This is a genomic window from Sphingomonas sp. STIS6.2 (assembly GCF_000732685.2).
In the GTDB taxonomy this organism is placed as follows: Bacteria; Pseudomonadota; Alphaproteobacteria; order Sphingomonadales; family Sphingomonadaceae; genus Sphingomonas; species Sphingomonas aerolata.
The window spans coordinates 285,970-301,963 of the sequence record NZ_JPDP02000159.1 but is presented as its reverse complement, the minus strand read 5'-3'; the positions used below and the strand labels follow the sequence as shown (position 1 = coordinate 301,963).

Here is a 15,994-nt window from a genome sequence, read left to right as displayed (position 1 = left end):
GGGGGCATTCATTCAGATCGCGCCGGAGAAGGTGTCGCACACCTTCGGGTCCCCGCTGTCTAGACCACGGCGAAGCCAGGTCTGACGCTGCGCCGAGGTGCCGTGCGTGAAGCTGTCCGGCACGACCCGGCCCTGAGCCTGCTTCTGAAGCGTGTCGTCGCCGATCGCCTGCGCAGCGGTCATGCCCTCCTCGATGTCACCGGGTTCGAGACGATCGCGATTGGCGGCCGCCCAGACACCGGCGAAACAGTCCGCCTGGAGCTCCAGACGAACCGACAGCGCATTACCCTCGCTTGAACCAGCGCGCTGCTGCGCGCGTGAAACCTGGCTCGACGTGCCGACCAGATTCTGGATGTGGTGACCGAATTCATGCGCGATGACGTAATCCTGCGCAAAGTCACCGCGTGCGCCGAACCGGTTGGCCAACTCATCGAAGAAGCTGGTGTCGAGAAAGATTCCGTTGTCGGTCGGGCAGTAGAAGGGCCCCATCGCCGCTTGTGCCGCGCCGCAGCCTGAACGGCCATTGTCGTCGAAGAAGCTGAGCTTGGGCGCCTGGAATTGCTCGCCGTTCTTCGCGAAGATCGCGGCCCAGGTCTTCTGCGCCGAGCTGAAGGCGTTGCACGCGGCGCGTCGCTCGGGGTTCAGCGTGCAGATCGACTGCGCGTCGGTGCCGGAACCCTGTTCGCCGCCGCGACCGGCCCCACCTTGCGTTATCTGCCCGGAGGGTGCGCTGGGCGACGAGCCGCCACCCAGCATGCCACCGATATTGCCGAGGCCGCCGAACAGCGCCATCACGATCAACACGACGACGATGCCGCCGCACCCGAAACGGCTGCCGATCAGCGGCAGAAGGCCGAACAGAAGGCCGCCGCCTCCGCCGCCCGAACCGCCGCCGCGGCCCTGATCCTCGACGTTGATGTTAGGGTCGAAATCATCGAGCCGCATGGTCTTAAGACTTTCATTCTGGAGTGGTAACGAAATGCATGGGACGATGCGGAGTTGCATCCGATTGGCTTGCCGGGTCTAATCGTATTCTGCCGACCTTTGGAAGGCATGACAAAGCGTTGTACGGCGAGCGGGGCGTTCCGGCCGCGTCAAGATGGGGGACGAGACAATGTTTCTGGCGGGCAGGACGGCGGTCATCACCGGATCCACATCGGGGATCGGTCTTGCCTATGCGCGAGCCTTTGCGGGGGAGGGGGCCTGCGTCGTTCTCAACGGCTTTGGCGACGCCGCGACGATCGAGGCGGAGCGTGTGGCGCTGAGCACGATCAGCGGCGCGACCGCGCTTTACGATGCCGCTGACATGACCCGCCCCGACGAGATTGCCGCACTGGTCGAGCGCGCGGTCGCGGAAACGGGGAATTGCGATATCGTCGTCAACAATGCGGGCATCCAGCATGTCGCGGGAATTGCGGATTTTCCCGTCGCGACCTTCGATAGGATCATCGCGATCAACATGGCGTCGGCCTGGCACATGATGCGGGCGGCGATTCCGCATATGCGGCGCCGAGGCTGGGGCCGGATCATCTCGACCGCGTCGGCGCATTCGCTGGTCGCTAGCCCGAACAAGTCGGCCTATGTCATGGCAAAGCATGCCATCGCCGGACTGACCAAGACGATCGCACTCGAAACCGCGACCGACAACATCACGGTCAACTGCATCTCGCCCGGCTATGTCTGGACGCCGCTGGTCGAGGATCAGATTCCGGATACGATGGCGGCGCGGGGGATGACACGCGAGCAGGTCGTGAACGACATTCTGCTCGCCGCGCAACCGACCAAGGCCTTCGTCACGCCGGAGCAGGTCGCAGCGCTCGCACTCTTCCTGTGCCGCGACGAGGCTAGCGCGATGACCGGCGCAAATCTGTCGATGGACGGCGGTTGGACGGCAGCATGACAGGTGTCGGCGGTGCCCGTGTCGACGCGCGACGCGCGATCGGGGCGTTGGCGACATGCGTCTTGCTCGTCGCCTGCGGGGGCGGAAAACGGATCGCCAGCGCGCCGCCCCCCGAAGTCGAGCGAACCGATCCCACCGGACGAGGGGCAGGATGGCGCACGGCAGCAACGGTTGCCGACCGCGCAAGGCTGCGCGACTGGCGCGATGCGTGGATGGATGCGCTTGCGCAGATCCCGCAGCGTGAGATTGCCGCGGATCCTCAATTGTTCGATCCGGACCGGGCACTCCCCGAGCCGTTGCCACCGATCGGCACCTATCGGTGTCGCACGATCAAGCTCGGGGCGCCGGGAGCGGGCGTGTCACGCTTCATTGCCTATGGCTGGTTCTCGTGCCGCATCGAACAGCCTGCACGCACGGGGGGAGACGGGGAACTGACGTTCAAGCGGCTGGGGGGATCGCAACGTCCGTCCGGGACGCTATACCGCGAATCGCGGGCAGATTCGGCTCCGCGACCGCGTGCGATCTTCCTCGGCAGCATGGCGTTGGGTGACGAACAGCGTCCAATGCGCTACGGCACCGACGCAAATCGCGACTTGGCGGGTGTGATGGAGCGTATCGGTGACCGGCGCTGGCGGCTGATACTGCCCCGTCCGCGCTTCGAATCCCTGCTCGACATCGTCGAGATCATACCGATGGAATAATCCCGGACTATCGGGTTCGTCGCGATCAGACGCAACATGGTCGGGGAGACAGGATTCGAACCTGCGACCCCCTGGTCCCAAACCAGGTGCGCTACCAGCCTGCGCCACTCCCCGACGCCGCAGCCCTTAGCGGGTGCGGTTGACGAAAGGCAAGCAGCTTCGTGTCGGCGGGCAGGGAAAGTCGTCACTGAAGGACGGGGCCAGCACCCGAACGATAGCTTGGCGGGGAAGGGTAGCTGCGCTGCGGGCGGTCCACGCGTCGGTGCGAGCCATGCTTGCGTCAGGGCGAGGTTCCGATGCGGACGCCCCTATGGCAGAGCGGTCGGCATGTGGGCAAAATCTATCCTATCGAGTGCGTTGCGACGTGGCGCTTTGACCATCGCGGCGATGACCGCGGTCACCACCCCCGCATGTGCGCAGGACGAGGCGGGGTTTCAGGCCTATCTCGCCCAACTTCGCACGCAGGCGCTGGCGGCTGGAGTCACGGCGCGTACGGTGGACTCCGTCTTTCCCACGTTGACGCTGAACGAGCGTGTCATCGCGCTCGATCGTGCACAGCCGGGCGGCGGCACGAGCAGCGCCATTCCGGCCTTCGCGCCGTACAAGGCGCAGCATGTCGACGCGGCGCGGATCGGACGCGGTCGGGAAACCTATCGGGCGCAGCGGGGCAGGCTGCAGCGTATCGAGCGCGAAACAGGTGTGCCCGAATCGATCATGGTCGCGATCTGGGGGCATGAGACCAATTACGGCAGCTACACCGGAAATTTCGACATTCTGCGGTCACTCGCGAGCCTCGCCTATGAGGGGCGTCGGCGATCGCTGTTTGCGGGCGAGTTCATTGCCGGCTTGAAGATCGTCGACCGGGGCATTTCCCGCGAACAACTCAAGGGCAGTTGGGCAGGCGCGATGGGCAATCCGCAATTTCTGCCGTCCATCTATCTTCGACTGGCCCGTGACGGGGATGGCGACGGCCGCGCGGATATCTGGAACAGTCCGGCCGATACGCTGGCGTCAATCGGCAATTATTTCACCAATGCCGGCTGGCGCAGCGGGCAACCCTGGGGCGTTGCGGTCTCCGTGCCGCAGGGATTCGATCGGTCGCAGGTACGCAATCGGCTTGTATCGCCGCGGTGCCCGCGCGTGTTCGAACGGCATAGCGGCTGGCGAACGATCGCCGAGTGGCGCGGTCTGGGGGTGATGACGCAAGGCGCCTCATGGCCGGCCGACAATGTCATGGCGACGCTGCTCGAACCCGACGGTCCCGGCGCCACGGCGTATCTGCTCACGAGTAATTACCGCGTGATCCTCGACTATAATTGCTCGAATTTTTATGCGCTGTCGGTGGGGTTGCTGGCGGATGCAGTCGAGCGCTGACCGGCGTGCCCGATAGACTCAAAGCCAGGCGTGACGCGGTTGCCAAGCGCGGCTATGACTTCGATAAGGTCCCGGCGGCGCCGCGAGCCTACCTCCCATCGCGTTCCTCTTTGACGTAACGGATATCATGAAGAAGCTGCCCATGAACACGCTGCCCTTTACTCAAATGGTCCGGCGCCGCATCGCCGTCGCGCCGCTGGCAATGATCGCGCTTGCGACGCCGTCTATCGCCGCTGCGCCACAGTTCCAGACCAGCGCACCGATCGCCTATATGGAAGATCTGTCGTCGGGCGCGGTCCTGTTCGCACGCGATGCCGATCGCCGTATGCCGCCGGCGTCGATGGCGAAGATGATGACGGTCTATGTCGCGTTCGACATGCTCAAAAAGGGCGAGCTCAAGCTCGATCACATGGTCACCGTCCGGCCGGAGACCTGGGCAAAATGGCATGGTCCGTCAGCAGGTTCGACGATGTTCCTGTCGGCGAACGAGAGCGTCAGCGTGGCCAATCTGCTGTATGGCATCGTGACATTGTCGGGCAATGACGCCTGCGTCGTTCTTGCGGAATCGATCTCGGGCTCGGAGCCCGCCTTCACCGAGCGCATGAACCGCGTCGCTGCGCAGCTCGGCCTCAAGGACAGTCATTTCGGCACCTCGAACGGGTGGCCCGACAACGGCGTGACCTATGTCACTGCGCATGACCTGGCCAAGCTGGCATCGGCGACGATCACCAACCATCCCCAGCTCTACAAGCAATTCTATGCAAAGCGCGATTTTACCTGGGGCAAGACCATGGGCGGCACCGCGATCACCCAGGCCAATCGTGATCCGCTGCTCGGCCGCGTCGCGGGTGCCGATGGGTTGAAGACCGGACATACCGAAGAAGCCGGATACGGATTCACCGGGTCGGCCGAGCAGAATGGTCGCCGTCTGGTATTGGTCGTCGCAGGCCTGAAGAGCTCGACAGAGCGCGCGAACGAGTCCGTACGATTCATGGACTGGGGCTTCCGCGCGTGGCAGTCCAAGCCGATCGTCGCGAAGGGTCGAAAGGTCGAGGAGGCCAGCGTGCAGATGGGCGGCTCATCGAGCGTCGGCCTCATCGCGCCCAAGGCGCTGACCGTCACCGTGCCGGCGGGGACATCGCCGAACCTGAACGCCAAGGTCGTCTATCAGGGGCCGGTCAAGGCGCCGATCAAGGCGGGCCAGCACATCGCGGATCTCGTCGTGTCGATGCCGGACGGGGTCGAGCAGCGTATGCCACTGGTCGCGGAAAAGGACGTTGCCGAAGCCGGATTCTTCGGGCGCGCCTGGTCTGGGCTGACCGGGCTGTTCGGTTGAGGCTTGGCGTGCCGGCGCGCGTGTTTACCGTTCGGGTGAGCCCGTCGCCGGCATGACCGACATAATCGGCAATGCCGCGGCGCAGTCCGCTTTCGCCGCGGCGATGCACAGCGGCGCGCTTCACCATGCGTGGCTGTTCACCGGCCCGCAGGGCGTTGGCAAGGCAAGTTTCGCACGGCTGGCGGCGATGCGCATGCTGGCGGATGCGCGCAGCGGGTCGACCGCGTCGCGCGGGTTTGCCGTGCCGGCCGGCGACCCCACCCGCGCGCTGATCGAAGCGGGTTCGCATCCCGATTTCCGGCTGCTGACGCGTCTGCCCAAGGATCCTGACAAGCCCGACCAGGATCTGGCGCGCAGTATCACGATCGCGCAGGTCCGTACGCTCCAGCCGCTCTTTGCGACGACGCCATCGATGAGCCCGCGCCGGGTCGTCATGATCGACGCGATCGACGATCTGGAGCGCGGCGGCAGCAATGCGTTGCTCAAGAATCTTGAGGAACCACCCGCCGGCACGATCTTCCTCTTGGTCAGCCATGCGCCGGGACGGTTGTTGCCGACGATCCGGTCGCGGTGCCGGGTCTTACGGTTCGAGGCACTGACGCCCGACGAGGTCGCGGTGACGTTGCGACTGGCGCAGCCGGACCTCGACCACGACGAGATATCTGCCCTCGTACGTGCGAGTGAGGGAGCGCCGGGCAGGGCGCTGCGCTACGCGGGTCTCGATATTGCGAGCCTCGACGAAGCGATTGCGCGGATCGCCGACGAAGGCGATCGCGATAACGGGCATCGGCTCCGGCTGGCGAAGTCCCTAGCTGGCAAGGCGTCGCAACCCCGGTACGAGGCGTTTCTCGATCGCGTGCCGGCGTTCATCGCGCGTGCGGCGCGGGACAGGTCGGGGGGCCGGCTCAAGACCGCCCTCGACGCGCATGCCGCAGCGCGTGATCTGTCGGCCGCCGCCATCGGCCTGTCGCTCGATGCGCAGGCGACCGTCTTCGAGCTGGCGGGAATTCTCGCGACACTGCGTACCTGACGAAGCGGGCGGCATGGGCTTCACCTCCTCGGGGGGATGCTCTAGGAGCGCCGACATGGCCGACCCTTACTACATCACCACCGCAATCCATTATCCCAATGGCCGACCGCATATTGGTCATGCCTATGAGATGGTTGCAGCCGACGCGATCGCCCGCTTTCAGCGCCAGGCGGGACGCGACGTGCTGTTCCAGACCGGTACCGACGAACACGGCCTGAAGATGGTTCAGGCCGCACGCGACCGCGGCGTCCCCGTCCGCGAATTTGCGGATGAAATGTCATCGTATTTCAGTGGTATGGCCGATCGTCTTGATATCTCCTATGATCGGTTTATCCGGACCGTCGATACTGATCATTACGCGGCGAGCCAGGCGATCTGGGAGGCGATGGCGGATGCCGGGGACCTTTATCTCGATCGTTATGAGGGCTGGTATTCAGTTCGCGACGAAGCCTTTTACGACGAGTCCGAACTGACGGGGGAGGGCGCCGATCGGCGGTCTCCGCAAGGTACGCCGGTCGAATGGACCGCCGAGGAAACCTGGTTTTTCCGGCTGTCGAAATACCAGCAGCCGCTGCTCGACCTTTACGCCGCGAACCCCGACTTCATCCGTCCCGAGAGCCGCCGCAACGAGGTCATGCGCTTTGTCGAAGGCGGCCTGTCTGACCTCTCGGTGTCGCGGACGAGCTTCGACTGGGGTGTGCCCGTGCCGGGAAGCCCGGGCCACGTCATGTATGTCTGGGTCGACGCGCTCACAAATTACCTTACGGGGACGGGCTATCCGAACACCGGGTCAGATGACGCAAATCTGGCGCGTTTCTGGCCGGCGGACCTTCACCTGATCGGCAAGGACATCGTTCGCTTCCATGCCGTGTTCTGGCCCGCTTTCCTGATGTCCGCGAACATCCCGCTGCCCAAGAGCGTCTTTGGCCACGGCTTTCTCCTGACCCGCGGCGAGAAGATGTCGAAGTCGGTTGGTAATGTCGTCGATCCGATGGTGCTGGCGGATGCGTTCGGCGTCGACGGCCTGCGCTACTTCTTCCTTCGGGACGTCAGCTTCGGTCAGGATGGGAGTTATTCGGCCGAGGCGATCGTGACGCGGGTCAACGCCGAGCTCGCGAACAGCTTCGGCAATCTGGCCCAGCGGACATTGTCGTTCATTGCCAAGAACCTGGACGGTGCATTGCCCATGACGACTGCGATCGAACCGGCCGACGCGGCGCTGCTCGAAGACGCCACCGCGGCCTGCGCCGCGTTCAGGTCCGGCTTTTCGGAGCTCGCACTGTCGCACGCCATCGAGGCGTGGATGCGGGGCGTCTTTGCCTGCAACCAGTATATCGACGTGCAGGCGCCCTGGGCGTTGCGCAAGACCGACCCGGCACGGATGAACACGGTGCTGGCGACATTGGTGCGCGCAATCCGGATGCTCGCCATCACGATTCTTCCGGTCGTGCCGAGCGCAGCGGGCAAGGTCCTCGACCAGATCGGTGCAGAGGGCCGCGACCATGCCGCGCTTGACGATGACGGCTGGTATGACCGGCAGTCCGCGAGCGACTTCCGGATCGTCGCGCCGACCGGCGCGTTTCCACGGCTGGAGATGCCCGCGGAGACCGACGCCTGATGCTTGCAGACAGTCATTGCCACCTGAATTACCCCGGCTTGATCGAGGATCAGCCGGCGGTCCTTGATCGCGCGCGGGCGCGCGGTGTGACGGCGATGCTCAACATTTCGACGCGTGAAAGTGAATGGGATGCGGTGATCGCCACCGCGGACCGTGAGGCCGATGTATGGGCGACGGTCGGCATCCACCCAAATGAAGCCGATGCCCATCCCGCGATCGACGCGACGCGTTTGGTCGAGCGCGCACGTCACCCGCGGGTCGTGGGCCTGGGTGAGACCGGGCTCGATTATTACCGCGAGACTTCCGACCGCGCGCGCCAGGCGCTGAGCTTCCGCGCGCATATCGACGCGGCGCGCGAGACCGGCTTGCCGATCGTCGTGCATACCCGCGATGCCGAAGAGGACACCGCGGCGATCCTTTCGGACGAGATGGGGAAGGGGGCCTATGGCGGCGTCATCCACTGTTTCACAGCAAGCGCAGCATTTGCCGACAAGGCACTGGAACTTGGCCTCTATATATCGCTGTCCGGGATCGTCACGTTCAAGAACGCGCGCGACCTTCAGGCGATCGCTGCGCGCTTGCCGATCGAACGGCTGCTGATCGAAACCGACGCGCCTTTTCTTGCGCCCGTGCCCAATCGGGGCAAGACGGGGGAGCCGGGCTTTGTCGCGGATACCGCGCAGTTCGTGGCGGACCTGCGCGGCGTCTCTGTCGACGAGTTATCTCAGCAGACCGCCGAAAACTTCCATACTTTGTTCGCCAAGACGCGGCCCGGCGATACGCCGGTCGTGGCGCATCGCGCGTGAAGATCACGATCCTCGGTTCGGGGACGTCGTCGGGCGTGCCCCGGATCGGCAATGACTGGGGCGCATGCGATCCCGCCGAGCCGCGCAACCGCCGCACCCGCGTCTCCGCGCTCGTCGAGCATGCCGGCACCCGCATCCTGATCGATACAGGGCCAGACATGCGTGAGCAGTTGCTCGCGGCGAACGTCTCCGAGGTGGATGCGGTCATCTGGACGCACGATCACGCTGATCACTGCCACGGCATTGATGACCTCCGGCAGCTCTATCACGCGATGGGCACGCCCGTGATCGGCTTTGCGCGGCCGGCCACGCTCGCCGCGCTTGAGGATCGCTTCACCTATGCGTTCCGGGGCCGCAGCGGTTATCCGTCGACGATCGCCGGGGCGGTCTTGCCGGATCGGCTGACGATCGGCGCGATCGACATTCATGTTACCGATCAGCCGCACGGATCGATCCACGCCGCCGGGCTGCGCTTCGAGGCCGATGGCAAGGCGATCGGCTATGCGACCGATTTCAACATCATGACCGACGATATGGCCGCGATGTATACGGGGCTGGACGTCTGGGTCGTCGATGCACTGCGCCGTCGTCCGCACCCGACGCATCCGCAACTCTCAGCCGTTTTGGGCTGGGTCGATGCGTTCAAGCCGCGGCGGACCGCGCTTATCCATATGGACAACAGCATGGACTATGCAGCCTTGAGGGCGGAACTGCCTGACACAGTGGAGCCTGGCTTTGATGGGCAGATCCTGGAAGCCTGACACGTACATACATATCCTAGTATATTTTACATAATGTATATTATCGGATCGGGCGTGGTACGTTATGAACCTTTTGATTTCATCGTAGCGTCGGTGATCTCCACGTCATTCTCACTTTATGCGGAGCGCCGCCATGATTGACCGCCTCACGACCATCATGGCGCGACTGCGCGATCCGGATACGGGATGCGAATGGGACCGTGTTCAAACATCGAAGACAATTGCCCGCTACACGATCGAAGAGGCCTATGAGGTCGTCGACGCGATCGAACGCGGCGATCTTGCCGATCTGAAGGACGAACTCGGCGACCTGTTGTTGCAGGTGGTGTTCCATGCCCGCATCGCAGAAGAAGCCGGCGCGTTCGCCCTGCCCGACGTCATCGACGCGATCAGCGACAAGATGGAGCGCCGACACCCGCATATCTTCGGTCCGGCGGAGACATCGCCCGGTTGGGAAACGATCAAGGCGACCGAACGCGCGAGGAAGCCTGACCAGAGTGCCCTCGCCGGCGTCGCCACCGCGCTGCCTTCGCTGGCGCGTGCCGACAAGCTGCAAAAACGTGCTGCGCGGGTCGGGTTCGACTGGCCCGATTCAGCCGGCTCCGTGGCCAAGGTACACGAAGAACTCGACGAGATTGCGACAGCGACCGCCGACACACTGGCCGAAGAGGTCGGCGACCTTCTGTTCTCGGTGACCAATTATGCCCGCCACCTCGGTGTCGATCCCGAGGTGGCGTTACGCGCGGGCAATGCAAAGTTCGAAGCCCGGTTTCGCGCGATGGAACACATGGCCGGTCCCGGCTTCGAAGCCTTGTCGCTCGAGAAAAAGGAAGCGCTTTGGCAGGCGGTCAAACGTCGCGGCGGCTGAACCGGTCGTAATCGGTGTCGGACAACCGGACGTCATAGGTGGTGGCCAATCCGTCTGCGAGACGGCTGAGCACCTCGCCATGCGCGTGCAACCACGCCGCCCCCGCACCGTCGGTCGCATCGAGCGTGATGTGATAGCGGCGATGCGCATCCGTCAGTTTGGCAGCGACCTGCTCGACGAGATGGTCCACCCCCTCCCCACTCAGCGCCGAGATCGCCACGACATCCTCGCGATGCGCAGCCTCCCCGGCAATCTCGTCATGGTCGGCAGGATCGAGCAGATCCAGCTTGTTCCAGACTTCGAACCGCGGGGTCATATCGTCGACGCCTATGTCCGCCAGCACCGCCTCGACATCGGCACGTTGCGCCTCAGTATCGGGATGCGCGATGTCACGGACGTGGATCAGCAGATCGGCAGACACCACTTCCTCCAGCGTCGCCTTGAACGCCGCGACGAGCTGGGTCGGCAGGTCCGAGACGAACCCCACCGTGTCGGAGAGGATCGCCTTGTCGATACCGGGCAACCGGATTTGCCGAAGCGTCGGATCCAGCGTCGCGAACAGCAGGTCTTCGGCCATGACGTCGGCACCGGTCAACCGATTGAACAGCGTCGACTTTCCGGCATTGGTATAGCCCACGAGCGCGATGACGGGCCAAGGGGCTCGTTGGCGTCGCTCGCGGTGCAGGCCGCGGGTGCGGCTGACCTGTTCGAGTTCGCGCCGGAGCCGCGCCATCCGGTCCCGGATAAGCCGGCGATCCGCCTCGATCTGGGTTTCACCAGGCCCGCCGAGAAAGCCGAACCCGCCGCGCTGACGCTCGAGATGAGTCCAGCTCCGAACGAGCCGGCCGGCCTGGTAGTCGAGATGCGCGAGTTCAACCTGCAGCCGCCCTTCGGCCGTCGCCGCGCGCTCCCCGAAGATTTCGAGGATCAGCCCGGTGCGGTCGATGACCTTCGTCTCCAGCGCCTTTTCGAGATTGCGCTGCTGGATCGGGCTCAGGCTCGCATCGAACACGACGAGCCCCGCCTCCTCCATTCGCACCTGTGTCGCGAGGAGCTCGACCTGCCCGCTGCCGATCAACGTTGCGGGCTTGGCCTGGCGAACGCGATAGGCGATCCGCTCGACCACCTCCACGCCAATGGCGGCAGCGAGGCCCGCCGTCTCTTCGAGCCGTGCGTCGACATCGCGTGTCGCATCGCCCTGATCGGGCAAGACGACGATCGCTTTCGTGCCGCGGGCGAACTCGTCGCGGTCACGGTCGAAACCACTACTCATGCGTATTGCCCCAGGCCGTCATGATCATGCGTCGTCCACCGCATCCGTCTCGTCGCTGTCGTCGGGATCCTCGGCAAGGTTCAGGGGCCGCGCAGGCTGGATCGTCGACACCGCGTGCTTGTAGACGAGCTGCGCCATGCCTTCGCGCTGGAGCAGCATGCAGAACAGGTCGAAGCCGGCAATCTGGCCCTGGAGCATGACGCCGTTGATCAGGAACATGGTCACGCTGTCTTCCGACTTGCGGACCGCGTTCAGGAAAATTTCCTGCAGAAGCGACTGCTTCTTCTGCGTTTCTGCGACGGCGTTCACGATCGCGGCGACGTCCATCGGTCCCGCGGGCATGATCGTCGAAATCGCGTGCTTGTAGATGAGCTGGGACTGACCGTCGCGACGTAGCAGCACCGAGAAATTATCGAACCAGGTGACGATACCCTGGAGCTTGACGCCCTTGACGAGGAACATCGTGACGGGGGTCTTGGTGCGGCGCAGTGCGTTGAGGAACAGGTCCTGGAGCGAGCCAATTTTTTCGGCCAATGGGATAACCCTTGTTTTTGGCGGGACTTTGCCCGCGTGGCGCCGTTTCCCGGCGTCGGAGATCACCCGATTGCCGGGCGAGCGTCTAATCTATGTTCCCGGTACCGCTTCGTCCATAGGGGCGGGCGACAGATATGCGATCAATCGTCGCGCGTCTCGGTGATCCCGAGCAGCTTCAGCTTCCGGTGCAGCGCCGATCGCTCCATCCCGATAAAGCTCGCGGTGCGCGAGATGTTGCCGGAGAACCGACGGATCTGAACACGCAGATACTCCCGTTCGAAGGTTTCACGCGCCTCGCGGAGCGGCGAGCCCATGATCGCGGTCCCCCCGGCGCTGCCCATGTCGCCCTGATCGCCCAGGACTTCGGCCGGCAGCAGGTCGAGATCGATGCGTCCCAGTCGGTCGCCCGGCGCAAGGATGATCGTCCGTTCGACCACGTTGCGAAGCTGGCGCACATTTCCCGGCCAGTCGTAGGATTGCAGCGCAACCATCGCATCGGGCGCGATTTCCGGTGTCCGGACCCGGCGTTCTGCCGCATAATGCGCGATGAAATGCTGGACCAGCGCAGGAATGTCCTCGCGGCGATCCGCGAGCGGCGGGATAGCCACCGGCACGACGTTCAACCGGTAATAGAGGTCCTCGCGAAACCGACCCTCGGCAATCTCGTGGACGAGGTCGCGCGCCGTCGCGGACACCACACGCACATCGACCTTCACGACCCTGGTACCGCCGATCCGCGTAAAGCTCTGGTCGGTCAGGACCCGCAAGATCCGCGCTTGCGTCGTGATCGGCATGTCGGCGATCTCGTCGAGGAACAGTGTTCCGCCATGCGCCTGCTCGAGCAGCCCGGGGCGGATCTTGTCCCCGCCCTCCTCCGCGCCGAATAACTCTTCGTCGACACGTTCGGGGGTCATCATCGCGGCGCTGACGATCACGAACGGCGCATCGGTGCGCAGGCTCCAGCCGTGCAGGAGGCGTGCAGCGACCTCCTTGCCGACCCCTGCCCCACCCATGATCAGCACGCGGCTGCCGGTCGCGGCGACGCGCTTGAGCGTTGCCCGGACGCCGTTGATCGCTCCCGAATTGCCGGTGAGATCGGTCTCGCGGCCGACCGTGGCCCGCAGCGAGGCGACCTCGCGGCGCAGCCGTTCGGTTTCGGTCGCGCGCGCCACCATGAGCAGCAGTCGCTCGGCTTCGAACGGTTTCTCGATGAAGTCCGACGCGCCACGCCGGATCGCCGCGACCGCGGTGTCGAGATTGCCGTGACCCGATATCACCAGCACCGGGATCGACGGATCGCGCCGTTTGATCTCGTCGAGCAGCTCGAGCCCGTCGAGGCGCGACCCCTGCAGCCAGACGTCGAGCAGCACGAGCGACGGCCGCCGCGCCGCGATCGCTTCGAGCGCGGCGTCGCTGTCGCCCGCATCGCGCGTCTGATAGCCCTCGTCCTCCAGGACGCCGGCCACCAGTTCGCGAATGTCACGTTCGTCGTCCACGACGAGAATATCGAGCGCCATCAATTCATGTCCGATTGCGAGTCATTGCGACGAGCTGGCCATCCCCTGCCGGCTCGGGTGCGGATGCCCCCTGATCAAGCGCGACCAGCGCTCTGGCGTCGAAGTTCATGGTGACGATGGTGCCACCACCGGGGCGATCCGAAAATGCGATCGTCCCGCAATGTTCCTCGATGATCTTCTTGACGATGGCAAGCCCGAGCCCCGTCCCGCGCGCGCGCGTCGTCATATAGGGTTCGATGATCCGGTCGCGTTCGACCGGCAGACCGATCCCGGTGTCGGCGACTTCGATCGCGACGCAGTGCGCCGTTCCATCGTGGCGCGTCTCGGTCAGGGTCATGGTAACCGCCCCGCCCTCGTCGTCGCCCCGCGTCTCGATTGCCTCGACCGCGTTCTTGACGATGTTCGTCAGAGCCTGCCCGATCTGCCGGCGATCGCACACGAGCATCGGACCCGGGTCGTCGTGGACGAGCAGGAACCGGATCCCCGGATGCGCCACCTCGTGCAGGAACATCGCCTGGCGGGCGGCATCTAGCAGCGATTCCTCACGGAAGACGGGTTTGGGCATGCGTGCGAACGAGGAGAATTCATCGACCATCCGGCGCAGGTCCGCGACCTGGCGGATGATCGTGTCGGTGAGCCGCGCAAATGTCCCGTCCTCCGCGGGGATCTTGCCCCCATAGCGCCGCTGCAGTCGCTCCGCGGCGAGCTGGATCGGCGTCAGCGGGTTCTTGATCTCGTGCGCGATCCGGCGGGCGACGTCGGACCAAGCGGCGCGGCGCTGGTCGAGCAGTTGCTGCGTGATATCGTCGAAGGTGAGGATCGGACCGGTCGGCGCATGCGCGATCCGGACGGCGAGTGTCCGCGCATCACCGGCCTGGCCGACCTGGACGATTGCTTCGCGCCCTCCCTCCTGCACGAGCGCGTCGAGTTCGGGCGCAACCTCGTGCAACGGCTTGCCAACCAGACCGTCCGCGCCGAGCAGCTGGATCGCAGAGCGATTTGCGATCCGGATAACGCGGTCCTTCGCGGTCGCGACGACGCCCGCCGAAACATCCGCCATCACCGCCTCGATCAGCGCACGGCGCGTCTCGAGTTGGTCGTTCGCGGTCATCAGATCGCTATTCTGCTCCTGCAGCCGACCGGTCATCTGGTTGAACGCGCGCGCCAGTGTGCCGACCTCGTCGCGGCTGCGCGGATCGGGCACGCGCGCGGTCAGATCACCCTCGGCTACCCGCCGCGCTGCATCGACCAGTTCGCCGACGGGGCGTACCAGACGATCCGCGACAGCCAGCGCGATCCAGACAGCAACGCCAACGATGAGCAGGGAAATGCCCAGCAAGGCCGCGTTGAACAGGAGCTGGAGGCTGCGTGACCGGGCAAGCAACTGCCGATAGCTTGCCAGCACGGCGTTGGCGCGCGTCGTCTGCTCCGACAGGAGCTTGGTATCCTCGACGCGGCCGGCATAGAGAAAGAGTTCGTCGGCGCCGGGCAGCATCGTGATCGTGCGGATACGATCCCCCGTCACCGATACTGCGGCGGGCTTGCCGCTCCGGAGTTCGCGGATCGCCTCGGGCGTCACCTGTCGTGTAAAGTCGATTTCATAGGGGTTCACGACGGCGAAGGTCTGGATCTCGTTTTGTGGCGTGACCTTGAACAGCGCGGCTTCGGACAGGCTGCGATAATAGACCTGTTGATAGAAATACCCGGAGAAATCCGGGCTCTGCAGCGATCGCTCCCGCAGGTAATTGGACATGTCCGCAGCCATCGTGACGCTCGCCTCTTCCCAGCGGCTGAGCTGACGCGCGTAGGACGACTGGGCGAGTTCGGTCGCGTTTTCCAGCATCCCGCGTGCTTGGTCAGAATACCAGAATTGCACGCCATATTGAAACAGCAGCGACGCGAAGATCGTCACCAGCAGCATCGGCACCGCGGCAACGATCGAGAACAGGGCGACGAGCCGGACGTGCAGGCGGCCGCCACCGCCAACCGGGGACCGCGCAGCGCGTCGCATCGCTACCCGCCGGCCGAGCAGCATCAGCAATGCGATGCCGGGGACGAGATTGGCGATCAGCAGTAGCGCGATCAGCGGTGGCGGCATCAAACGCTGGGGTGAATTGGCGCCGCTGATGAGCACATAGCTCGCGACCGCGACGGTAATCGCCAGCGCGACCACCAGCGTCTCAAGCGCAGGCGTCACTGCGAACCGGTGCGGTGGCACGTCGTCTTCGATGGCAAGCGTCGCGGGGGCGATCATCGTTGCCGTGATACAACGACAA

At 64.6% G+C, this 15,994-nt stretch carries 14 protein-coding genes and 1 tRNA gene; 9 read left to right on the top strand and 6 right to left on the bottom strand.

What is annotated here, in order from left to right:
* Positions 1-12: 12 nt before the first annotated feature.
* Complete coding sequence (gene ypfJ, locus sphst_RS16315; protein ID WP_031393356.1) at positions 13-945, bottom strand: KPN_02809 family neutral zinc metallopeptidase; 933 nt, start codon at positions 943-945, stop codon at positions 13-15.
* A 169-nt stretch (positions 946-1,114) separates the two neighbouring features.
* On the opposite strand from ypfJ, the gene sphst_RS16310 reads away from it, so the two are divergent.
* The gene (locus sphst_RS16310) at positions 1,115-1,900 is read left to right on the top strand and encodes a 3-hydroxybutyrate dehydrogenase (RefSeq protein ID WP_031393357.1); all 786 of its coding nucleotides are present in this window, start codon (positions 1,115-1,117) and stop codon (positions 1,898-1,900) included.
* Positions 1,897-2,601: a DUF4893 domain-containing protein gene (locus sphst_RS16305; RefSeq protein WP_081877464.1), complete on the top strand. Its 705-nt coding sequence runs from the start codon at positions 1,897-1,899 to the stop codon at positions 2,599-2,601. The genes sphst_RS16310 and sphst_RS16305 overlap by 4 nt, the downstream gene beginning before the upstream one ends.
* A 37-nt stretch (positions 2,602-2,638) precedes the next feature.
* Here sphst_RS16305 and sphst_RS16300 read toward each other — a convergent pair.
* A tRNA-Pro gene (locus sphst_RS16300) sits at positions 2,639-2,715 on the bottom strand.
* 213 nt (positions 2,716-2,928) lie between these two features.
* Between sphst_RS16300 and sphst_RS16295 the strand changes: the two genes are divergently transcribed.
* From sphst_RS16295 to mazG, 7 genes are all read left to right on the top strand, one after another.
* The gene (locus tag sphst_RS16295) at positions 2,929-3,975 is read left to right on the top strand and encodes a lytic murein transglycosylase (protein WP_056408273.1); all 1,047 of its coding nucleotides are present in this window, start codon (positions 2,929-2,931) and stop codon (positions 3,973-3,975) included.
* Between the two features lie 166 nt (positions 3,976-4,141).
* Positions 4,142-5,311 carry a D-alanyl-D-alanine carboxypeptidase family protein gene (locus sphst_RS16290; protein WP_031393360.1) on the top strand — a complete coding sequence of 390 codons (1,170 nt, stop codon included), beginning with the start codon at positions 4,142-4,144 and terminating at the stop codon, positions 5,309-5,311.
* A 52-nt stretch (positions 5,312-5,363) separates the two neighbouring features.
* Entirely contained in the window at positions 5,364-6,341 is a 978-nt protein-coding gene (locus sphst_RS16285) for an AAA family ATPase (protein ID WP_107045836.1), read from the top strand.
* A gap of 55 nt (positions 6,342-6,396) precedes the next feature.
* Positions 6,397-7,959 (top strand): methionine--tRNA ligase, encoded by a 1,563-nt coding sequence (metG, locus tag sphst_RS16280; protein ID WP_031393363.1) that lies wholly within the window; start codon positions 6,397-6,399, stop codon positions 7,957-7,959.
* Positions 7,959-8,765 carry a TatD family hydrolase gene (locus tag sphst_RS16275; RefSeq protein ID WP_031393364.1) on the top strand — a complete coding sequence of 269 codons (807 nt, stop codon included), beginning with the start codon at positions 7,959-7,961 and terminating at the stop codon, positions 8,763-8,765. Before metG ends, sphst_RS16275 begins: the two co-directional genes overlap by 1 nt.
* Entirely contained in the window at positions 8,762-9,526 is a 765-nt protein-coding gene (locus sphst_RS16270) for an MBL fold metallo-hydrolase (protein WP_031393365.1), read from the top strand. The genes sphst_RS16275 and sphst_RS16270 overlap by 4 nt, the downstream gene beginning before the upstream one ends.
* A gap of 133 nt (positions 9,527-9,659) precedes the next feature.
* Entirely contained in the window at positions 9,660-10,394 is a 735-nt protein-coding gene (gene mazG / locus sphst_RS16265) for a nucleoside triphosphate pyrophosphohydrolase (RefSeq protein ID WP_107045934.1), read from the top strand.
* Here the strand turns inward: mazG and hflX are convergent.
* From hflX to sphst_RS16245, 4 genes are read right to left on the bottom strand one after another with little or no spacing between them, the layout of a single operon-like run.
* On the bottom strand, positions 10,375-11,667 hold the full coding sequence (hflX, locus tag sphst_RS16260) for a GTPase HflX (protein ID WP_107045835.1): 1,293 nt from the start codon (positions 11,665-11,667) through the stop codon (positions 10,375-10,377). The genes mazG and hflX overlap by 20 nt on opposite strands.
* Before the next feature lie 24 nt (positions 11,668-11,691).
* Positions 11,692-12,291, bottom strand: a complete 600-nt coding sequence (hfq, locus tag sphst_RS16255; protein WP_442800411.1) for an RNA chaperone Hfq — start codon at positions 12,289-12,291, stop codon at positions 11,692-11,694.
* A gap of 50 nt (positions 12,292-12,341) precedes the next feature.
* The gene (gene ntrX / locus sphst_RS16250; RefSeq protein WP_031393368.1) at positions 12,342-13,718 is read right to left on the bottom strand and encodes a nitrogen assimilation response regulator NtrX; all 1,377 of its coding nucleotides are present in this window, start codon (positions 13,716-13,718) and stop codon (positions 12,342-12,344) included.
* 4 nt (positions 13,719-13,722) lie between these two features.
* Positions 13,723-15,972: a sensor histidine kinase gene (locus tag sphst_RS16245; RefSeq protein ID WP_043156502.1), complete on the bottom strand. Its 2,250-nt coding sequence runs from the start codon at positions 15,970-15,972 to the stop codon at positions 13,723-13,725.
* Positions 15,973-15,994: the final 22 nt, after the last annotated feature.